The following is a 20,321-nucleotide window of genomic DNA, read 5'->3' as shown; positions in this document are numbered from 1 at the left end:
TCATGATGACCAAACCCGTCACTCCCCACCCTACGCCTTCCTCCGGGGCCACCAGCGGCGCTGGCGTGCACCGTCCGGCGGCACCCCCCCGTTCGCCCAGTTTGCCCAGCTCGCCTCGCCCACGGCGTCGGCGCGGCTGGCTCGAACGCCTGTTCGCCCCGCGTCCGGTCAAGGCAGGCGAGTCGTTCGGCGCCCCTGGCCAAGGCCCCAGCCTGACGATCAGCTTCGTCACCGTGCTGGCCCTGTTGCTGCTGTGGATCGCGATCACCTCGTCGGGAATGATCAAGCCGCTGTTCCTGCCGGGACCGCGCGCGATCATCGAGAAATTCATGCAGGTCATGACGGAAGGCTTCGCAGGCTCGACGTTGTTGCAACACACGCTCGCGAGTCTGTATCGCGTGTTTGGCGCCTTCGCGCTGGCATGCGTGACGGCCATCCCCGTCGGCATTCTGATGGGCGTGTCGCGCGTCGCGCGCGGCGTGTTCGATCCGCCCATCGAGTTCTACCGCCCACTGCCGCCGTTGGCCTATCTGCCGCTTGTCATCATCTGGTTCGGCATCGGCGAGTTCTCTAAGGTGTTCCTGATCTATCTCGCCATCTTTGCACCGCTCGCGATCGCCGCGCGCGCGGGCGTGCGCTCGGTCTCGATGGAGCAGATTCACGCGGCGTACTCGATGGGCGCCTCGCCTCGCCAGATCGTCATGCACGTGATCGTGAAGTCGGCGCTGCCGGAGATCTTCACCGGCATGCGCATCGGCATCGGCGTGGGCTGGACGACGCTGGTCGCCGCCGAGATGGTAGCGGCGTCGAGCGGTCTCGGTTTCATGGTGCTCAACGCGGCGGAATTCCTCGCGTCGGACATCGTGATCATGGGGATCATCGTGATCGGCTTTTTCGCTTTCGGTTTCGATCTGATCATGCGCTATCTCGAGCGCGTGCTGGTGCCCTGGAAAGGCAAGGTCTGACAAGGCTTAAGCAGGTTCGTTGGTCATTACAAAAGACGCAGGGCGGCGCCCCCCGCCGCCGCACCTGACGTCGAACAAGGTTTTCAGGAGGTTGTGTGGCAGTCGAGACATTGCAGGGCGGGCATCTTGCCCGCGCGCGGCATTCGTTCGCGTTCTTCGTTCCCCCCCGGTTTTCCCCTTCCCGTCGTTCGGTGCACGTCTGCGGTCGCGACGCGCGCGTTGCGCGCCCCTTCACAGGAGGCCGCCATGACCCGTCATGACCACGGAACGCATCTGCAACCGAGCCTCAAGCAACGGCACATGAGCATGATCGCGCTGGGCGGTGTGATCGGCGCGGGACTCTTCGTCGGCAGCGGCGTGGTTGTCCATGCCGCCGGTCCGGCGGCCGTACTGTCGTTTCTGATTACCGGCGCGCTCGTGGTGCTGGTGATGCGCATGCTCGGCGAGATGGCGTGCGCGCTGCCCGCCGTCGGGTCGTTCTACGAGTACGCGCGGCTCGCGTGGAACGACAAGCCCGTCGGCGGCGAACTGGCCGGCTTCCTGACGGGCTGGATGTATTGGTACTTCTGGGTGATCGTGGTGGCGGTGGAAGCCGTCGCGGGCGCCAACCTGATCCAGTTCTGGCTGCCCGACATACCGGCCTGGGCCATCAGTCTTGCGCTGTTGGTCGTGCTGACGTTGACGAATCTGGTGTCGGTCGCGTCGTATGGCGAATTCGAATTCTGGTTCGCGTCGATCAAGGTCGCGGCCATCGTCGTGTTCCTGCTGCTTGGCGCGCTCTTCGTGTTCGGCATGTGGCCTGGCGCCGTGGCGAGCACCGGGCATCTGCTCTCACATGGGGGCTTCATGCCGAACGGCATTGGACCGGTGATGGCCGGCGCGGTCGCCGCCACCGGCTTCTACTTCGGCGCCGAGATCGTGACGATTGCCGCCGCCGAAGCCGCCGAGCCGCAGCAAGCCGTGGCACGCGCCACCAATTCCGTCATCGGACGGGTGCTGTTCTTTTACATCGGCTCGATTCTGCTGGTCGTGATGCTCGTGCCCTGGAACGCCGCCAGCATGGCCACGCCGTATGTGAGCGCGCTCGAAGCCATGCGCATTCCGGCCGCAGCGCACATCATGAACGCCGTGGTGCTGACCGCCGTCCTCTCGGCGTTGAACTCGGGCCTGTATGCCTCGTCTCGCATGCTGTTTGCGCTCACGCGACGGGGCGACGCGCCTCGCTCGCTCGCGAAGCTCAGCGCGCGCGGTGTACCGGTTCGCGCGATTCTGGTCGGCACCCTGTTCGGCTACGCCGCCGTGGTGATGTCCTACCTCTCGCCCGACACCGTGTTTGCCTTTCTCGTGAACTCCTATGGCACGGTGGCAATTTTTGTGTACGTGCTCATCGCGTTCTCGCAATTGAAGCTGCGCAAGCGGCTGGAACGCGAGGCGCCGGGCAAGCTCAAGATTCGCATGTGGGGCTATCCATACCTCACCTGGGTCGCGATCGTCGGCATGCTGTCCATCGTCGGCGCAATGGCCTTCATTGCCGATCAGCGCACGCCGCTCGCGCTGGGTGTCGTCAGCCTGAGCGTTCTGCTCGTCGCGTTCACCGCCCGGTCGATCTGGCGCAAGCTGCGCGCCCCGGACCCGAGCTTCGAGATCTGATCCCGGTATCCACGACACGGCCGGCCGCAGACACTCTGCCGCCGGCCGTTGGCGTTCCTGCGCGCCGCACTGCACTGGCACCATCACAAAGCGGCGGTGGTACTAATCCCGGAAAAATGTTCTTGGCAGTATGGAGACACCTTTTCGCCAGGAGCCTAACGTGGGTACGATTGAATCCTTCGCGCTGGATCGTCGCTCCGAAGTGTCACCCTACGATCCGCTTTACGATCCGCTCGTCTCGGCCAGCCCCGGCGTCGGCATGGACTACGCACCCACTTACTGGGTCGCCACGGCCGGCGAACTGCCCGAAGACGACGGCCCGCTGCCCGGCGATGCCGATGTCGACGTGGTAATCGTCGGCGCCGGCTTCACGGGCCTGTCGACGGCCCTGTTCCTCGCACGCGAGCACGGCATTCGCGCCATGGTGCTCGAGGCGAACCGCACATGCTGGGGCTGCACCAGCCGCAACGGCGGCCAGGGACAAAACGCCAGCGGACGACTGTATCGCTCGCAATGGATTGCGCGTTGGGGCAAGGAAACGGCGCTGCGTCTGGACGCCGAGATCCGCGAAGGCTTCGACACGTTCAAATCGCTCGTCGCCGAAGTGCCCGAGTGCGATCCGCAACCAGGCGGCCATCTCTACATCGCACATCGCGACCGCAAGATGGCGTTCCTGCGCAATGAAGCCAAGGTCATGCGCGATGTGTTCGGTTACGACACGCGCATCCTTTCTGCCGCCGACGTCCGCGAGCAATACGTCGACGATCAGGAAAACTGCGGCGCAATGCATGAACCCGACGGCATCGGTGTGCACCCGCTCAAGCTCGCCTTCGGCTATCTGCGCATGGCCCGTGCACTCGGCGCTCGCGTTCATCCGTCAACGCCCGTGCTGGGTGTCGAGACGATCAACGGGGTGCATCACGTGCGCACGCCTCGCGGGGTCGTGCGTGCCAAGGCGGTCGCGTTCGCGACCGGCGGCTATACGCGTAACGACGTCACGAAGGCCCTGCGCGCCAAGATCATGCCGATTCTGTCGAACTCGCTCGTCACGCGCGTGCTCACGCCCGACGAGATCGCTGCGACGAATTTCCGCACCCATGAGGTCATTACCGACACGCGCACGCTGCGTTACTACTACCGTCTGCTTCCCGACAACCGTTTGCAGATCGGCAGCCGCAGCGCGATCACCGGTGCCGACGCACAGAATCCGAAACACATGGCCGTGCTCGTCGAGGGCCTGCATCGCAAGTTCCCGGCGCTGCGCGGCATTCGCATCGATTACTCGTGGTGGGGCTGGGTCGACGTGAGCCACGACATGATGCCGCGCGTCACGCAACCCGATCCGCGACAGAGCCTCTTCTATGCGGTGGGCTATGGCGGCAACGGCGTATCGTTCTCCGCCCATGCCGGACGCCGCCTCGCGCAGCGCATCGCCGGACAGCGCGAGCCGTCGTGGAATCTGCCGATCTACGACTCGGCCCTGCAATACCCGAATGTGTTCGGCACCGTGCAATGGCAAGGCTTCGCGCCGTTCCGTCGCATCGGCCAGCGCTTTCTCTATCAGAGGTACCACGCGCAAGACGAAGCGCGTTGATATGCCTGCTCACCCGCCTTTCCTGGACTATGCAATGACGACTCAGAACGAATCCATCGACATCCAGTTGCTCACCGCCTTCAACGACGCCTGGAATCGCCATGACATCGACGCCCTCATGGCCTGCATGACCGACACCTGCGTGTTTCACGCCGTGGCCGGCCCCGATGCGATGGGCCGCACCTTCGAAGGCCCCGACGCCGTGCGTGCCGCGTTCCAGGCGGCATGGGAGACCTTCCCCGACGCGTCCTGGACGGCGGGCGTGCATTTCGTCGCCGGCCATCGTGGCGTGTCCGAATCGACGTTTCGCGGCACCAAGGCCGACGGCACCCGCGTCGAGGCCCGCATGGTCGACGTCTTCACCCTGCGCGACGGCAAGATCGAGGTGAAGAACGCCTTCCGCAAAGACCGCCCCTCGTTCTGACGCCCTGCCCACGCCCCTCGGCGCGCTCGCATATCGCCGCCGTAAATTCCATTTTTCAATACAAAACGTACCAAATAATAAAAATACTGATTGACCATGGCGAACAGTTCGCCTAGATTTCGACTTAGACAATGAAATCGGAATTATTCGTTCCGATTATTTTTTCCGGAGACATCCATGAACGCCAAAGACCCGGCCACGGCCACCCAGCAACTGACCGCCTCCGACGCCGGCCCACAGGCCATGACGCCGTCCGAAGCGTTCGTCGAGACGCTCGTCGCCAATGGCGTGAGCGAGATGTTCGGCATCATGGGCTCGGCCTTCATGGATGCGATGGACATCTTCGCGCCCGCCGGCATTCGCCTGATCCCGGTGGTCCATGAGCAGGGCGCGGGCCACATGGCCGACGGCTATGCCCGCGTGTCGGGGCGTCACGGTGTGGTGATCGGTCAGAACGGCCCCGGCATCAGCAACTGCGTGACGGCCATTGCCGCCGCCTACTGGGCGCACAGCCCGGTCGTGATCGTCACGCCCGAAGCCGGCACGATGGGCATCGGACTCGGCGGCTTCCAGGAAGCCAAGCAGCTTCCGATGTTCCAGGAATTCACGAAGTACCAGGGCCATGTGACGCACCCGGCCCGCATGGCCGAATTCACCGGCCGTTGCTTCGATCGCGCGATGGCCGAAATGGGCCCGACGCAACTCAACATTCCGCGTGACTACTTCTACGGCCAGATCAAGGCCGAGATTCCGCAGCCGCAACGCCTCGACCGTGGTGCGGGCGGCGACGAACGTCTGAACGAAGCCGCCGACCTGATCGCACAGGCCAAATTCCCGGTCATCATCTCGGGCGGCGGCGTGGTCATGGCCGACGCCATCGAGGCGTGCAAGGCGCTTGCCGAACGTCTGGGTGCGCCGGTCGTGAACAGCTATCTGCACAACGACTCGTTCCCGGCGAATCACCCGCTGTGGTGCGGACCGCTCGGCTATCAAGGCTCGAAGGCCGCGATGAAGCTGCTGGCGCAGGCCGATGTCGTCGTGGCGCTCGGCTCGCGTCTCGGACCGTTCGGCACCCTGCCCCAGCACGGCCTGGACTATTGGCCGAAGCACGCCAAGATCATCCAGATCGACGCCGATCACAAAATGCTCGGCCTCGTGAAGAAAATCTCGGTCGGCATTTGCGGCGACGCGAAGGCGGCGGCCGTGGCGCTGTCGCAGCGTCTGGCCGAGCGCACCCTCGTCTGCGATGCCACGCGCGCTGCCCGCGCCGACCAGATCGCCACGGAGAAGGCTGCGTGGGAGAAGGAACTCGACGAATGGACTCACGAGCGCGATCCGTACAGCCTCGACATGATCGAAGAGCAGAAACAGGAGCGCACGTTCAATGGCGGTCACTATCTGCATCCGCGTCAGGTGTTGCGCGAGCTGGAAAAGGCCATGCCGGAAGACGTCATGGTGTCGACCGACATCGGCAACATCAACTCGGTGGCCAACAGCTACCTGCGCTTCAACAAGCCGCGCAGCTTCTTCGCGGCCATGAGCTGGGGCAACTGCGGCTACGCGTTCCCGACGATCATCGGCGCGAAGGTCGCTGCACCCCACCGTCCGGCCATCTCGTACGCCGGCGACGGCGCCTGGGGCATGAGCCTGATGGAAACGCTCACGTGCGTGCGTCACAACATTCCGGTCACGGCCGTGGTCTTCCACAATCGCCAGTGGGGTGCGGAGAAGAAGAACCAGGTGGACTTCTACAACCGCCGCTTCGTGGCGGGCGAACTCGATAGTCCGAGCTTTGCCAACATCGCCCGCGCGATGGGGGCCGAGGGCATCGTGGTCGACCGTCTGGAAGACGTCGGCCCGGCGCTCAAGAAGGCCATCGACCTGCAGATGAATCACGGCAAGACGACGATCATCGAAATCATGTGCACCCGCGAACTGGGCGATCCGTTCCGCCGCGATGCCCTCTCCAAGCCGGTGCGCATGCTCGACAAGTACAAGGACTACGTCTGACGCGGTTGCGGTCATTCATGTGACAGCGCTCCCGGCTCTGTGAGTGCCGGGAGCGCTTTTTTGACTTTTCGACCTCATGAAAGCCATCCATCGCATCATCGATACCGCGCGCCGCGCACCGATGCGCATCGTGCTGTGCGAATCGGAAGACGAGCGGGTGCTCGCCGCCGCCGCACGGGCGACGCGCGAGGGCATCGCGCGCATCCTGCTCGTTGGCGACACCGGCAGAACTCAGCGTGCAGCGGATGCTGCGCGCATCGATCTGGCCGGCATGGTACTGCTCGATCCCGCGACGTCGGACCTGACGGACGCCTTCGCCGATACCTGGTACGGCCTACGATCGAAAAAGGGAATGACGCACGCGCAAGCCGTCGAGGAAATGCGCACGCCGCTGGGCTTCGCCAATATGATGGTGCACCTCGGCCATGCCGACGGGTCCGTCGCAGGCGCCGTCAACACGACGGCCGACGTGGTACGCATGGCGATTCAGATCATCGGCGTGCAGCCGTCGTTTCAACTCGTGTCGAGCTTCTTCCTGATGATGCTCTGCGAGCCATTCCATACGATGAAGGGCGGCCTGATATTCTCCGACTGCGCCCTCGTGGTCGACCCCGACGCCGCCCAGCTCGCGCAAATCGCACTCGCCGCCGCAGACAGTGCGAGCGCGCTGCTCATGGAGCCGCCGCGCGTGGCGATGCTGTCGTTCTCGACGAGCGGCAGCGCAAAACACGCGGCCGTGGACAAGGTGGTCGAAGCGACCCGTCTCGTGAAAGCGGCCCGGCCGCAGTTGGCAATCGACGGCGACGTCCAGCTCGATGCGGCCATCGTTTCCGAGATCGCTCAGCGCAAGGTCGTGCACTCGCAAGTCGAAGGACACGCCAACACCCTGATCTTCCCGAGTCTGGACGCCGGAAATATCGGTTACAAACTGGCGGAACGTATCGGCGGCGCGAAGGCCATCGGCCCACTGCTACAAGGGCTGAATCGTCCGGCCAACGATCTGTCGCGCGGCTGCAGCGCCGACGATATCTACTATGTGATCGGCGTGACCTGCGTGCAGGCACAAGCCGCCCAGGCGAAACACGCCGGCACCTCGCCTTCGTCACCCTGATCCCGCCGGGCGCTCACCTGACGGCGACGGCAAGCGCGCGACGCGAGAAGGCGTAGCGCGCGACGTTATGCGTGCGCACGGCGGCCGCCGCGGCCAATCCAATCGACCAGCCTCGAGAACAGGGTCATGTCGGGTGGCGACGTCAGATCGAGTGCGAGCGAATTCCGGTAATACGGGCTGAGGTCAAGTCCGACGCCGAGACCCAACACCTCCACATCGCCGAGCGCCTGTTGCTGCGCCACCACCTCGCGCAAGTGATGATCGAGATAGTGTTCGTCGTTGGCCTGGTTCGTGGCGGCGTCCATCGGACTGCCGTCGGAAATCACGATCAACAGACGCCGGTTGGCGCTGCGTGAGCGCAGCCGCTCGCACGCCCACTCGACGGCCTCGCCATCGACCCCCTCGCGAAACAGATCGGCCTTGAACAGCGCCGCGATGTCGGTCCGTGCGCGCCGCCAACTCGTCACGGCGTCCTTGAAGATCAGATGCGAGACTTCGTTCAGGCGTCCGGGGAATCGGGGCTTGCGCTGTGCGAGCCAATCGGTGCGCGCGCGCCCGCCGTTCCACGCGCCGGTCGTAAAGCCGAGAATCTCGTTGGCAACGCCCGCCGCATCGAGTGCGCGGGACAGAACGTCGACGATCATGGAGACTGCATGGACCTGGGCTTTCATCGACCCGGAACAGTCGATCAGAAAGCTCACCATCGACGCCGCGATCAACGCGTGCTTCTCGAGCCGGAACAGACGTCGCTCGGCGGGCGAACTGACCAGTTGGGCGAGCCTTCGCCCGTCGATACGTCCCTGCTCCTCGCCAAACGACCAGCCGTCGCGCTGCGGCTCCGCCAGCGCCGCCTTGAGCGCGCGCGCGAGCCTCGGCACGTTGATCGCCTGGGCGACGATTCGCTCGTCGAGCCGCTCGCGGAAATCGGTCAGCAGCGCACGACGCACAAGCGCCCCGGCATACAACTCGCGGTCGTAACGTTTCGTGAAAACGCGATAACCCTGTGCAGACGCCTTGAGCACGCGGCTATCGCCCGAATGGGCGAGCGTGATGCCGTCGTCGTCGTGCTCGTCGACGTCAAGAAACAGCGAGAGCGCATGACGCACGTTCTTTTCGTCGTCGTCCTTCTCGCCGCCGCCCGCCGGCTCGCCACCCGCCGCCCGAATCAGACCCGCGACATCGGCCGCCAACGCGCGCGCGTAAGCCGCGAAGGCCGCCTGATCGGGGCGCGTTCGACGCATGCCCGCGAGCGCCCCGCCGATGCGCGGCGCAATCGCCATTCGCGTGGCTTCGATGAGTCCTTCCGTGTCCTCGACGACGGGATAGCCGGTGAGCCGCGACCAGCTCATCTGAGCGACGGTGTAGAGCAGCAGGCCAACGTGACGCTCCGCCACGCCCGAGAGGTGCATCGCGCGCGACCAGGCCTCGAAGCGGTCTCGCAGATTTTGTGCAACGCCAGGCATGCCCGCCGGGATGAACGTCTCGCAGCGCAACTGCTCCATGAGCTCGAAGAGCAACCGCTCGATCGGCGCTTCCGGTTGCAGACGTCGGTGCAACACCGCATCGCTGTGCCGCAGTCGCAGCGCCGCACCGTCGGCGGCACCGCGCAGCGTCGCCAACGAGTCGGCGGGTTCCGGCAATGGCTGAAGATGCGGCGCATGCAAGGGCAGCGGCCGCATGTTCCGGCACAGACGCGCGCCGCTGTAATGCAACGCAGCGTCGCCGGTCAGTGCGCGCACCGTCGCGGCGCATAGTGCTTCGCCACGCGCGGCGCGACGTGCCGCCTCGCGATCGGAGATCGTCATGACGCGTCGGCCAACTGCGACCGGTGCCCGTCACTCACAGGCAACTCGCAACCGAAGGCGCGCTGATAGTATTCGGCCACCACGGCGCGCTCCGCCTCGTCGCATTTGTTCAGGAACGTGAGACGGAAGGCCAGCCCGGTGTCGCGAAAAATGCCGACGTTCTCGGCCCAATTGATGACCGTGCGCGGCGACATGAGCGTGGACAGGTCTCCGGTCGCGAAGCCCTTGCGGGTGAGTTCTGCCACGCTCACCATCGAATCGATGAGCGAGCGCCCCTCGTCGCTGTCGAGTTCAGGCACGCGCGCGAGCACAATGCCCGCTTCGTCCTCGCGCGACAGGTAGTTGAGCGTCGCCACGACGTTCCAGCGGTCGATCTGCGCGTGATTGAGGACCTGCGTGCCGTGATACAGCCCATTGAGGTTGCCAAGGCCGACGGTGTTCGTCGTCGCAAACATGCGAAAGCCCGGATGCGGATGGATCACGCGATTCTGGTCGAGCAGCGTGAGCTTGCCGTCGCGCTCCAGAATGCGCTGAATCACGAACATCACATCGGGACGCCCCGCATCGTATTCGTCGAAGATCAACGCGACCGGGCGTTGCAGCGCCCACGGCACGATGCCCTCCTGAAACTCCGTGACCTGATAGCCGTCGCGCACCACGATGGCGTCCTTGCCCACCAGGTCGAGCCGGCTGATGTGCCCGTCGAGATTCACGCGCACGCACGGCCAGTTCAATCGCGCGGCCACCTGTTCGATATGCGTGGATTTGCCGGTGCCATGCATGCCCTGCACCATCACACGCCGGTTGCACATGAAGCCGGCCAGAATCGCCAGCGTCACGTCGGGATTGAAGCGGTACGCCGTGTCGATCTCGGGCACGTGATCGTCGCGCTCGCCGAACGCCGGCACCTGCAAATCGGTATCGATGCCGAATGCGGTGCGGGCATCGACCCGGCAATCCGGTTGTTGGGTTGCGGTCTCCATCTCGTCCCTCTCCTGTTCCAATGCGGTTTCAGGGCATCATAGCGTTAACCATTTTTAGAAACAATTCGTTCCGAATAATTAATCACGGGGTGACGGCGCCCGGCGGGGCGTCTATTGGTGGGCGAACCGGGGCGCATCGAAACGCGCGCAATGGCCTTCCGTCCGCTCGATGGTCGGTTTGGGTACAATACCGCTGATCAATTTTCCGGAACGGCGTATATGGGCGACGCAGTGAACGACGCAGCAATCCAGCATGACTCCCCGACGGACAACAAGGCGGATACCCCGACCCTGCGGGCGTTTGCGTTGCTCGAATACCTTGTCGCCGCCGACGCACCGGTCTCGCTCGCCGATATGGCGCACGACATCCAGATGCCCAAGGCGTCGCTGCACCGCATGCTCGGCTCGCTCGAAGCGGGCGGGCTGGTGATTCGCGAACCGGGCCAGAAGAACGCCTATGTGATTGGCCCACGTCTCGCGCAACTGAGTCTGGGCGTGATGATGCAGGCGGGCGCGCGACGCATGCGTCACGCGATTCTCGGCCGTCTCGTGGCCGATCTGGGTGAGACGTGCAATCTCACCATGCTGCACGAGACCGAGGTGCTCTATCTCGACCGCATGGAAGCGCCATGGCCGCTGCGTCTCGATCTCAAGCCAGGATCTCACGTGCCCGCGCACAGCAGCGCGAGCGGCAAGCTGTTGTTGGCCATGCTGCCGCGCGAGCAGCGCTCCGCCCTGCTGCGGGCCATGAAGCTGCAACGCTTCACACCGAACACGCTGACCGATCCCGAATTGCTGGAGAGCGAACTCGACCGCATTGCGCACAAGGGCATCGCCGTCGACAACGAAGAGTTCGTGCTGGGCATTGCCTGCGTGGCCGCGCCCGTGCTCAAGGACGATGGCAGTTGCATCGCCGCCGTGGCCGTGCACGCCCCCGTCTCGCGCACGTCACTGTCGAAGGCCCTCGAATTCGTGCCGCGCCTGCAAGAGGCCGCCAAGGAACTCGCCTCGACTTTCTGACGCGTCAGAGCACTTTCGCCTTCTCCTGCGCGAGCGCCGGCTTCGCCAGCGCCGCTTCCTTGCTCGTGCGCTGCCAGTCGAGCAGCGGGGCGAGCGCCGTCGCCGTGTCGCGCAACGTCGGCACCATTCCCAGCAATTGTTCCAACGTCACGCGTGCCGTCGGGCCATGCACCGCCAGCACCGCGCGCACATGCCCGTCGTCGGGCGCGCGTACCGGCACGCCCACCGCCACCATGCCGCGCACGAACTCTTCGTTATCGATGCCGATGCCACGCGCGGCGAGCCGGTCCAGCTCCGCTTCGAGCAAACTGGTGTCGGTGATCGTGCGCGGCGTCATGCGTTTGAGCGACAGACGCGAGAGCACGGCACGCCGCTCGGCCACAGGCATCTGAGAGAGAAACAGCTTGCCGCTCGCCGTGCAGTGCAACGGCACGCGCATGCCGGGTTGCATCTGCATGCGCAGCGGCTCGTTTGTCTCGACCCGCTCGATGTAGAGGATCTCGTCGCCGTCGAGCGCCGTCAGATTGACGGTCTCGCCGACACGCTCGACCAGCGCGCGAAGCAACGAACGCGCCGCCCGCGTGAAGTTGTTGTTCGCCAGCGTGACCAGCGCGAGTCGCGCCGCCCTGGGCCCCAGCGACAGCCCCCGCTCCGAGCCGCGCGAATCGGGGACATGCGAAACATAGCCACATACCTCCAGCGCTTCGATCAAGCGCATCAGTGTGGCCTTCGGAATCGACAGCCGCGTTGCGAGCTGCGACAAGGTGGACGGCTGCCCCGCCATCGCCAGCCGTTCGATGACGGCCAGCGCCCGCAAATTTCGCGCCTCGTCGCCTGCGCGCAGATCGCCCTCCTCCCGTGTACCCGTCTCGCGCATTGCGCCTCCTGGCCCATCGCTCAATTTCAATAAAAGAAACAAAATATACCCATTATTCTTCGTTCGTCCGCCTCGGGATAACCCCCGGACTCACCCGTCGCAAAGCCCGCCGCCCCCTTGGATCGCCGCGTCACCCCCCTGGTAAAACCCCGCAGATGCGCCGCAGCAATTGCCTCGTTCTGAGACGGCAAGTGCGAAATCCGTTTCAGTTTTCCTCCGTGCGCCCTTTTTTCGCTTGGCATTTTCGAGCGACTCGCCGACATTGAATCGAAACAATCCGAAACAAATCGTTTCATCACATCGATTCAGACTCGAGGCAGGAGACAGGCGGTATGGAACATGAGGTCGACTATCTGATCGTCGGTGCGGGGTCCGCCGGGTGCGTGCTCGCGAATCGGCTGAGCACCGATCCCGCAAACCGGGTGTTGCTGCTCGAGGCTGGCGGCCCGGATAGCAATCCATGGATTCACATCCCGGTCGGATACTTCAAGACGATGCACGACCCCGAACTCGACTGGTGCTATCGCACCGAAGCCGACACCAACGTGGCGAACCGGCAGATCGACTGGCCGCGCGGCAAGGTGCTCGGCGGCTCCAGCTCGCTCAACGGTCTGCTCTATGTGCGCGGGCAACGCGAAGACTACGACCACTGGGCCGCACTCGGCAATCGGGGCTGGCGCTATGCGGACGTGCTGCCTTACTTCCGAAAATCCGAAGACCAGGAGCATGGGGAGAGCGAATATCACGGTGTTGACGGCCCGCTGAAGGTGTCCGACCTGCGCCTGCGTCGCCCCATCGCCGAGCATTTCATCGCCGCCGCAAAGGATCTCGGCATCCCGTTCAACAATGACTACAACGGCGCAACGCAAGAAGGCGTCGGCTACTTCCAGCAGACGGCCTTCAAGGGCTTTCGCTGGAGCACGGCCAAAGGGTTTCTCAAACCGATTCGCGCACGTCGCAACCTGCGGGTCGAGACACGCGCCCAGACGTGTCGCGTGCTCTTCGAAGGCAAGCGCGCAGTGGGTGTGGAGTATCTGCAGAACGGCGAGCGCAAGCGGGCACGGGCGCGCGTCGAAGTCATTCTCGCGGCCGGCGCCATCGGGTCGCCGCAGTTGCTGCAAAACTCGGGGGTGGGTCCGACGACGGTACTCGCCAAGGCCGGCGTTGCACTACGTCATGTGTTGCCCGGCGTCGGGCGCAATCTGCAGGATCACCTGCAAGTGCGACTGGTGTTCAAGACACGCGAGCGCACGCTCAACGACGAGGTCAACAACCCGCTTCGCAAGGCGCTCATCGGCCTGCAATACGCGCTGTTCCGCACCGGGCCGCTCACGCTCGCCGCCAGTCAGGTGACCATCTTCACGCGTTCGCGCGCGGACGTCGCACGTCCCGACATTCAGTTCCATATGCAGCCGCTGTCCGCCGACAAACCGGGCCAGGGCGCCCACCGGTTCTCGGCATTCACGTCGTCCGTCTGTCAGTTGCGCCCTTTCAGCCGTGGCAGCGTCGAGATCCGGTCGAACGACCCGCAGCAATACCCGGCGATCCATGCCAACTATCTGTCGGACGAGCGCGACCATCGCGTCGTGATCGACGGTATCAAGGTGGCGCGCCGCATTGCTGCGGCCCCGTCGCTCGCGCCGCACATCATCAGCGAGTTCATTCCCGGGGCGAAGTATCAGAGCGACGACGAGTTGCTGCAGGCGGCGCGCCAGTTCAGCCAGTCGATCTATCACCCGGCAGGGACCTGCAAGATGGGGCACGACGCCATGGCCGTCGTCGACGATCGTCTGCGCGTGCACGGTCTCGCGGCGTTGCGCGTCGTGGACGCGTCGATCATGCCCGAGCTGGTCTCGGGCAACACGAATGCACCGACCATCATGATCGCCGAGAAAGCGGCCGACATGATTCTCGAAGACAGAAAACAGGCGTCGGGCATGCAGGAGATTCGCAGCCGCGAGGAGGCGGCAGCGCAAGCGACAAGTGTCGCCGTCACGATTTAGCCAGTCACGTCAGCCCCCAACCATTACAAGATCCGGAGACAACCATGAATGCATCGACTCAGACCGACGCCCGGCAGATGCGCCGTGTCGTCGTCGCCAGCCTCATCGGCGCCACCATCGAGTGGTATGACTTCTTTCTGTACGGCGTCGTCGCCGGCATTGTGTTCAACAAGCTGTATTTCCCCGGGGGCGACCCGCTCGTCTCGACGATGCTCGCCTACGGCACGTTCGCAGTGGGCTTCCTCAGCCGGCCGCTGGGCGGCGTGATCTTCGGACACTTCGGCGACAAGCTCGGCCGCAAGAGCATGCTCGTGATGACCCTCTCCATCATGGGGATCGCCACCATGCTCATCGGGCTGGTGCCCACGTATGCGCAGATCGGCCTCTGGGCGCCGGTGCTGCTCCTCGTGCTCCGCGTGCTGCAAGGCATCGGGCTGGGCGGCGAATGGGGAGGCGCGGTGCTCATGGCGTTCGAATACGCGCCGAAGGAGAAGCGCGGCTATTACGCCAGCCTTCCGCAGGTCGGGCTTGCCCTCGGCCTGTGTCTGGCCTCGGGCGTGGTCGCGGTGCTCTCGTACACCCTCACCAATGCCCAGTTCCTCGCCTGGGGTTGGCGCGTGGCATTCTTCCTGTCGGTCGGGCTCGTGGCCATCGGCATGTACATCCGCCTGAACGTGATGGAGACGCCCGAGTTCACCAAGATCAAGAAGGCCGGAACCGAGATCAAGATGCCCATTGCCGAAGTCCTCATGCGCAGCCCCGGCAACGTGCTGGCAGGCATGGGGGCACGCTTCATCGACGGCGTGTTCTTCAACATCTTCGGCGTGTTCTCGATTGCCTACCTGACGCAGACCCTCAAGCTCTCGCAGACCGAGGCCCTCACGGGGGTGATGGCCGCCGCGTTCGTGATGATCTTCACCATTCCGTTCTTCGGCAAATTGTCCGACCGCATCGGTCGCACACGTATCTACTTCTGGGGCTCGCTCGCCACCGGCCTGTCGTCGTTCGCCGGCTTCTGGCTGATGAAGGCGAGCGGCGGCAACGTGATGCTCGTGTGGCTGTCCATCGTAATTCCGCTGGGCGTGATCTATGCGTCGGTCTACGGGCCGGAAGCCGCGCTCTTCTCGGAGCTGTTCGACGCCAAGGTGCGCTACACCGGCATCTCCTTCGTCTACCAGTTCTCGGGCATCTTCGCGAGCGGCCTGAGTCCGATCATCGCCACCTACCTGCTGCAAAAGAACGGCGGCGAGCCCTGGATGATCTGCATCTATGTCCTGTGCGCCGGTCTCATCAGCGCGCTGTCCGCCGCGTGGATCGGCAGCCGCAAGCGCCGCCAGCACCTGTGGCACGGGGCCGGCGTGACCGAGCATTAAAGACACGCGCCGCCGGCGAGACGATCCGGCGGCGCAAAATGCCCCGCGATCCGGGCGTGTCCTTCATCGGGACACGCCCTTTTTCCATTTGTGCGCTCCGCTCGCTTGCCCGCCGTCGGGTCACGACGACACTTCTCGTGCGATCATGCGGGGTAGCGCGCCTCTGCCTCACCCGACCCTCCCGCAACGCCCCTCGACGCTGTCCGGCGGTTGTCGCCGACTACGCATTATTTGCAGCAGTACAAAGGATCGTTCGCACCCGGCACAATGGCAGTCTGTCGCTCCTCCAATCCTCTGGCCCGCGAGACATGATGCAGCGAGACCCGTCGCTTGATGCCGCCCACCCCGAAGACGAACCCGATCGCACCGGCCCCCTCTCGGAAGCATCGCTGCTGGGCGCGCCGTCGACCCCGTCGACCCCGTCTGGCCCCGCCTCGGCCAACGCCGTGCCGCTGCCCGTCAACATCTATCCGGCGCTCATGGGCATTCTGCTGGCCTACGGCGTGCTGGTCGTCGGGAACGGGCTCTTCGCGACCGCCATTCCCTTTCACGCGTTGAAATATGGCGCGTCGACGCTCACGGTCGGCGTGATCCAGTCGTGCTACTACGGCGGCTTTCTGCTCGGCGCGTTCTACAACCGCACGCTCATCGAGCGCATCGGACAACATCGCGCGTTCGTCGCGTTCACGGCGCTGGCTGCACTATTCGTCATGGGCTTCGCCGTGAGCGAAACCACGCTCACGCTGTGCGCGCTGCGATTGGGCACGGGCGTGGCCCTCATGGGCATGTACACCACGGTCGAGAGTTGGCTCAACGGCTCGGTGCCGAACGCCATGCGCGGGCGCGTGTTCGGTTCGTATCTCACGATCAACTACCTCGCCGTGAGTACCGGACAGTTTCTGCTCAACATCGGCGAGGCGGGCAGCGAGGGCCAATTGTTGCTCGTCGCGGGACTCTTCGTCGCCGCGATTCTGCCGATCACGCTCATGCAGGGCTGGCCAACTCGGGTGGCCGACGAGCGGCTCCTCAAGCAACCGGCGATCAGCCTCTTCGAGAGCATTACCGAGATGGCGCGCGCAACACCGGTGGCCATTCCCGGCTGTATTCTCGCGGGCTTTCTGTACAGCGCGTTCTACGCCATCATGCCGATCTACCTCACCCGCATCGGTCTGTCGATCGGCAGCCTGTCGACGTTGATGGGCGTGGCACTGTTCGGCGCGCTGCTCATGCAATGGCCGGTGGGGCGGCTATCGGATCGCATGGACCGGCGCACGCTGTCGCGTCGTTTGGCGCTCGCGTCGGCAGCATTCTGCGCACCCTTGATCGTCTTTCAGACACACTGGCTCGTGTTCGTGATGATGTTCCTGTTCTCCGCCGTCAACTTCACGCAGTACGGGCTGATCGTCTCGCATGTGAACGACCGCACGGTGCCCGAGCGGCGCGTGGCGATCAGCGCCACGTTACTCATCCTGTTCTCGGTCGGCGGCATTCTCGGGCCGATGATCGCCTCGGCCGTGGTCACGCTGCTCGGCCCGCGCGGCTTGCACGTTTTCAACGTCGTGTGCGCGCTGGCACTCGCGCGAACCGCCCGTCGGGCACAGTTGCTCGCGCCCTGACGCCAGCGCTCAAAGCATGGCTCGACGCGCCATTGCGTACGCATCGCGCGGAGTGACAATGCCGCACCGGTAAGTGCCACCCGCGTCTGATGTAGCTGATGCGCCTGACGTGCCTGACGTTTTGGCGCCAGTTTGGTGCAGACATGTCGCTCTCAGGTGCGATTCTGGTGCGATGCGTCACAACACGCGAGGAAAATCGCGGAAAATTGCACACAATCGCGGACAATGGCGCTCGCAACGCCCCACGTCTTTGAGCACGCTTCTTGCTCATCTATTCTGTACATAACCATGCTGCCCCCGCGCCCGTCTTTACCATGACCATGATCGATCTCGACGCTCCCGGATTGCTGCCGCCTCGTTTGACGGCTGCCGAAGACGGCCGACGCATTGTCATCTACGGCGATTTCACGATTTGCAGCGTCTTCCAGCCGGTTTTCTCGGTCTCGCACCGGCGCGCCATTGGTTATCACGCCTCGCTGCGCGCACACGATGCCGAAGGCCGCCACGTCCCGTCGCACGAGGTGTTCACACTGGCGGCGCGTCACGGCGACATGCTCGAACTCGGCCGGCTTGCCGAATCGCTGCATCTGGGCAACTTTCATGAATTCGACGGCCGCGATGCCTGGCTTTTCCTGAACCTGCACCCCGCCGCGCTGATGGACACGGTCTACGGCGACGCCCTCATTGCCACGCTCAAGTCCATTGGCCTGTCGCCGCAGCGGGTGGTGCTCGAAGTGCCCGAGCAGGCGGGCGGCGACACGCCGCGTTTTGGCGCCATCGTCGGCAGTCTGCGCAAGGCGGGTTTCCTGATCGCGCTGGGCGGCTTCGGCGCCAAGCATTCGAACATCGACCGGGTATGGGATTTGCGGCCGGACATCGTGGTGCTCGACCGTGGCATTCTCGCGCAGGCGACCGAGCAGTCGCATCTGGCGCGCGTACTGCCGGGACTCGTGTCGCTGCTGCACGAATCGGGGCAACTGGTGATGATGGGCGGCCTCACGACCGATCGCGAAGCGCTGATCGCGCTGGAGTGCAACGTCGACTTCGTGCAGGGGCAGTACTTCGCCGCGCCGGACGTCGACCCCGTGCAACCGAAGATCGCCGCAGAGCGCATGGACGCGCTCTCGTCTGCACTGCGCACCCAACTCGTCGAACGCGAACGGGCCGAGCACGCGCGACTCGCGCCGTATGTGGCCAGCATCGAAGCCGCCGCCGCGCACATCGCCCAGGGTCAAGACATCAAGCAGGCCACGCGCGACCTGCTCGCGCTGCCCGACGCCGCGCGCTGCTTTTTGCTGGACGCCGCAGGACGCCAGATCGGCGACAACGTGCTGCCGCACAACCATTCGTCGCAGCGCGCCAAGCGGTTCCGTCCGCTGCTGCATTCCGAGGGAGCGAACTGGGCCCGGCGTGCGTACTTCATCGATGCCATGCGCACGCCCGGCGAAGTGCACTTCACCCCGCCCTATCTCTCGATCAACGAAGCGCACCTGTGCGTGACGGCCTCCATCGCCACCCCCGCCAACCAAGGCCTGAACGTGCTCTGCGTGGATATCAACTGGTGACGCCAAACGTTTGATTCACGCCCGGAATGCCAACGCCCCCGTGCCGCTGTCGACGCACGAGGGCATTGCGCATCGGGCGCTGCCACCCGGCATCCTCAGCCGGCGGCACCGCTCTTCTACCGCTCTTCTTCACGCGGCGCGTTGCACCGAATAGCGTTCGAGCCAGTGCGCGTAGGGCGCAGGCAGCACCCACGACGGACGTGCCACGCTGAGTTCGCGTGCCGCGTAGTAGGGCCAATGCGGGTTCGCCAGCAATGCGCGGCCGATCATCACGAGATCCATCTGCGCGTTGGCGACCACGCGTTCGGCCGCATGCGGATCGTCGATACCCCACGACGACGCCACGGCAATTCCCGCCTCCTTCTTGACGCGCTCGGCAATCGGCGCGAGAAACGCCGAGCCCCAGGGAATCTTCGCAGCGGGTGTCGAGAAACCGACGCTCACGTTGAGCAGATCGAGACCGCCGTCACGCATCTGACGGGTGAGTGCGATCGATTCCGCCAGCGTTTGCTCATCTCGACCGTCGTATTCGATCACGCCGAAACGCGCCGTGAGCGGCAGATGGTCGGGCCAGACGTTCCGCACGGCGGCGAGCGTCTCGAGCAGGAAGCGGCTGCGCCCGGCGAGGTCGCCACCGTATGCGTCGTCGCGATGGTTCGCGTGCTGCGAGAAGAAGCTCTGCGCCAGATAGCCGTGCGCGAAGTGCAATTCCAGCCATTCGAAACCCGCCGCCAGCGCCCGGCGCGCGGCCGCCACGAAGTCGGCCTTCACGCGCTCGATGTCGTCCGTCGTCATCGCGTTGGGCACTTTGCCAAGGTGCGCGCCGAACGCCACCGCCGACGGCGAGATCGTCGGCCAGCCGCGCGGATCGCCTTCACCGATGTGGTCGTCACCTTCCCAGGGACGGTTGGCGCTGGCCTTGCGCCCGGCGTGGCCGATCTGAATGCCGGGTACCGCGCCATGCGCCTTGATGGCCGAGGCAATGCGTGCCATGCCTTGCGCTTGCGTGTCGTTCCAAAGCCCGGTGCATCCCGGCGAAATCCGGCCTTCGGGCGAGACGGCGGTCGCCTCGACGATCACCAAACCTGCGCCGCCACGCGCCAGGCCGGTGTAATGGGCGAGATGCCAATCGTTGACGAGGCCGTCGACGGCGCTGTATTGGCACATCGGCGGAATGGCAACACGATTGCGCAGCCTGACGCTTTTCAATTCGAACGGGGAAAACAAGGCGGACATGGGGTTTCTCTTGGAGTCAGGGGAGCGGCGCTCGCGGACGCAGCCCGCAGCGCATGCCGGGGCTGAAGGCCGTGCCGAATGCAGGCGTT

Annotated in this window: 15 protein-coding genes; 11 read left to right on the top strand and 4 right to left on the bottom strand. The window is 64.7% G+C overall.

Annotation, left to right across the window (positions count from 1 at the left end):
- Nucleotides 1-2 precede the first annotated feature (2 nt).
- From ACE3UG_RS05540 to pta, 6 genes are all read left to right on the top strand, one after another.
- On the top strand, nucleotides 3-965 hold the full coding sequence (locus ACE3UG_RS05540) for an ABC transporter permease subunit (protein WP_374620761.1): 963 nt from the start codon (nucleotides 3-5) through the stop codon (nucleotides 963-965).
- 246 nt (nucleotides 966-1,211) lie between these two features.
- Entirely contained in the window at nucleotides 1,212-2,615 is a 1,404-nt protein-coding gene (locus tag ACE3UG_RS05535) for an amino acid permease (RefSeq protein WP_374620758.1), read from the top strand.
- 130 nt (nucleotides 2,616-2,745) lie between these two features.
- Nucleotides 2,746-4,209 carry an NAD(P)/FAD-dependent oxidoreductase gene (locus ACE3UG_RS05530; protein ID WP_374620755.1) on the top strand — a complete coding sequence of 488 codons (1,464 nt, stop codon included), beginning with the start codon at nucleotides 2,746-2,748 and terminating at the stop codon, nucleotides 4,207-4,209.
- A 34-nt stretch (nucleotides 4,210-4,243) separates the two neighbouring features.
- A complete protein-coding gene (locus ACE3UG_RS05525) occupies nucleotides 4,244-4,633 on the top strand; it encodes a nuclear transport factor 2 family protein (RefSeq protein ID WP_374620752.1) in 390 nt (129 codons plus the stop codon).
- A gap of 177 nt (nucleotides 4,634-4,810) precedes the next feature.
- On the top strand, nucleotides 4,811-6,643 hold the full coding sequence (gene xsc, locus ACE3UG_RS05520) for a sulfoacetaldehyde acetyltransferase (RefSeq protein ID WP_374620750.1): 1,833 nt from the start codon (nucleotides 4,811-4,813) through the stop codon (nucleotides 6,641-6,643).
- Between the two features lie 76 nt (nucleotides 6,644-6,719).
- Nucleotides 6,720-7,754, top strand: a complete 1,035-nt coding sequence (gene pta / locus ACE3UG_RS05515) for a phosphate acetyltransferase (protein WP_374620747.1) — start codon at nucleotides 6,720-6,722, stop codon at nucleotides 7,752-7,754.
- A gap of 65 nt (nucleotides 7,755-7,819) precedes the next feature.
- Here the strand turns inward: pta and ACE3UG_RS05510 are convergent, their stop codons facing one another.
- Complete coding sequence (locus ACE3UG_RS05510; RefSeq protein WP_374620744.1) at nucleotides 7,820-9,559, bottom strand: cobalt chelatase; 1,740 nt, start codon at nucleotides 9,557-9,559, stop codon at nucleotides 7,820-7,822.
- Nucleotides 9,556-10,542 (bottom strand): AAA family ATPase, encoded by a 987-nt coding sequence (locus ACE3UG_RS05505; RefSeq protein ID WP_374620741.1) that lies wholly within the window; start codon nucleotides 10,540-10,542, stop codon nucleotides 9,556-9,558. The genes ACE3UG_RS05510 and ACE3UG_RS05505 overlap by 4 nt, the downstream gene beginning before the upstream one ends.
- A 219-nt stretch (nucleotides 10,543-10,761) precedes the next feature.
- Between ACE3UG_RS05505 and ACE3UG_RS05500 the strand changes: the two genes are divergently transcribed.
- Nucleotides 10,762-11,562, top strand: a complete 801-nt coding sequence (locus ACE3UG_RS05500) for an IclR family transcriptional regulator (protein ID WP_374620738.1) — start codon at nucleotides 10,762-10,764, stop codon at nucleotides 11,560-11,562.
- A 4-nt stretch (nucleotides 11,563-11,566) separates the two neighbouring features.
- On the opposite strand, the gene ACE3UG_RS05495 is transcribed toward ACE3UG_RS05500, so the two are convergent.
- Nucleotides 11,567-12,439 (bottom strand): IclR family transcriptional regulator, encoded by an 873-nt coding sequence (locus ACE3UG_RS05495; RefSeq protein ID WP_374620735.1) that lies wholly within the window; start codon nucleotides 12,437-12,439, stop codon nucleotides 11,567-11,569.
- Nucleotides 12,440-12,771: 332 nt separating this feature from the next.
- On the opposite strand from ACE3UG_RS05495, the gene ACE3UG_RS05490 reads away from it, so the two are divergent.
- The 4 genes from ACE3UG_RS05490 to ACE3UG_RS05475 all read left to right on the top strand — a co-directional run bounded on the left by ACE3UG_RS05490 (nucleotide 12,772) and on the right by ACE3UG_RS05475 (nucleotide 18,996).
- Nucleotides 12,772-14,442: a GMC family oxidoreductase gene (locus tag ACE3UG_RS05490; protein ID WP_374620733.1), complete on the top strand. Its 1,671-nt coding sequence runs from the start codon at nucleotides 12,772-12,774 to the stop codon at nucleotides 14,440-14,442.
- A 44-nt stretch (nucleotides 14,443-14,486) separates the two neighbouring features.
- Nucleotides 14,487-15,815 (top strand): MFS transporter, encoded by a 1,329-nt coding sequence (locus ACE3UG_RS05485; protein WP_374620730.1) that lies wholly within the window; start codon nucleotides 14,487-14,489, stop codon nucleotides 15,813-15,815.
- 308 nt (nucleotides 15,816-16,123) lie between these two features.
- Nucleotides 16,124-17,431, top strand: coding sequence for an MFS transporter (locus ACE3UG_RS05480; protein ID WP_374620728.1), 1,308 nt, complete (start codon nucleotides 16,124-16,126; stop codon nucleotides 17,429-17,431).
- 314 nt (nucleotides 17,432-17,745) lie between these two features.
- Entirely contained in the window at nucleotides 17,746-18,996 is a 1,251-nt protein-coding gene (locus ACE3UG_RS05475) for an EAL domain-containing protein (RefSeq protein ID WP_374620726.1), read from the top strand.
- A gap of 129 nt (nucleotides 18,997-19,125) precedes the next feature.
- Here ACE3UG_RS05475 and ACE3UG_RS05470 read toward each other — a convergent pair whose 3' ends face one another.
- Nucleotides 19,126-20,232 (bottom strand): NADH:flavin oxidoreductase/NADH oxidase, encoded by a 1,107-nt coding sequence (locus ACE3UG_RS05470; RefSeq protein WP_374620723.1) that lies wholly within the window; start codon nucleotides 20,230-20,232, stop codon nucleotides 19,126-19,128.
- Nucleotides 20,233-20,321: the final 89 nt, after the last annotated feature.

This window comes from Pandoraea sp. (assembly GCF_041919235.1).
Taxonomy (GTDB): Bacteria; Pseudomonadota; Gammaproteobacteria; order Burkholderiales; family Burkholderiaceae; genus Pandoraea.
Note: the sequence above shows the minus strand (reverse complement) of the source record. Positions and strands in the feature narration are given on the sequence as shown.

Bases quoted from the DNA above. Each gene is read 5' to 3' on its own strand.
- ACE3UG_RS05510 (WP_374620744.1), bottom strand. From the start codon at position 9,559: ATGACGATCTCCGATCGCGAGGCGGCACGTCGCGCCGCGCGTGGCGAA.
- xsc (WP_374620750.1), top strand. From the start codon at position 4,811: ATGAACGCCAAAGACCCGGCCACGGCCACCCAGCAACTGACCGCCTCC.
- ACE3UG_RS05480 (WP_374620728.1), top strand. From the start codon at position 16,124: ATGATGCAGCGAGACCCGTCGCTTGATGCCGCCCACCCCGAAGACGAA.
- ACE3UG_RS05475 (WP_374620726.1), top strand. From the start codon at position 17,746: ATGACCATGATCGATCTCGACGCTCCCGGATTGCTGCCGCCTCGTTTG.
- pta (WP_374620747.1), top strand. From the start codon at position 6,720: ATGAAAGCCATCCATCGCATCATCGATACCGCGCGCCGCGCACCGATG.
- ACE3UG_RS05500 (WP_374620738.1), top strand. From the start codon at position 10,762: ATGGGCGACGCAGTGAACGACGCAGCAATCCAGCATGACTCCCCGACG.
- ACE3UG_RS05485 (WP_374620730.1), top strand. From the start codon at position 14,487: ATGAATGCATCGACTCAGACCGACGCCCGGCAGATGCGCCGTGTCGTC.
- ACE3UG_RS05470 (WP_374620723.1), bottom strand. From the start codon at position 20,232: ATGTCCGCCTTGTTTTCCCCGTTCGAATTGAAAAGCGTCAGGCTGCGC.
- ACE3UG_RS05540 (WP_374620761.1), top strand. From the start codon at position 3: ATGATGACCAAACCCGTCACTCCCCACCCTACGCCTTCCTCCGGGGCC.
- ACE3UG_RS05535 (WP_374620758.1), top strand. From the start codon at position 1,212: ATGACCCGTCATGACCACGGAACGCATCTGCAACCGAGCCTCAAGCAA.
- ACE3UG_RS05495 (WP_374620735.1), bottom strand. From the start codon at position 12,439: ATGCGCGAGACGGGTACACGGGAGGAGGGCGATCTGCGCGCAGGCGAC.
- ACE3UG_RS05530 (WP_374620755.1), top strand. From the start codon at position 2,746: ATGGAGACACCTTTTCGCCAGGAGCCTAACGTGGGTACGATTGAATCC.
- ACE3UG_RS05505 (WP_374620741.1), bottom strand. From the start codon at position 10,542: ATGGAGACCGCAACCCAACAACCGGATTGCCGGGTCGATGCCCGCACC.
- ACE3UG_RS05490 (WP_374620733.1), top strand. From the start codon at position 12,772: ATGGAACATGAGGTCGACTATCTGATCGTCGGTGCGGGGTCCGCCGGG.
- ACE3UG_RS05525 (WP_374620752.1), top strand. From the start codon at position 4,244: ATGACGACTCAGAACGAATCCATCGACATCCAGTTGCTCACCGCCTTC.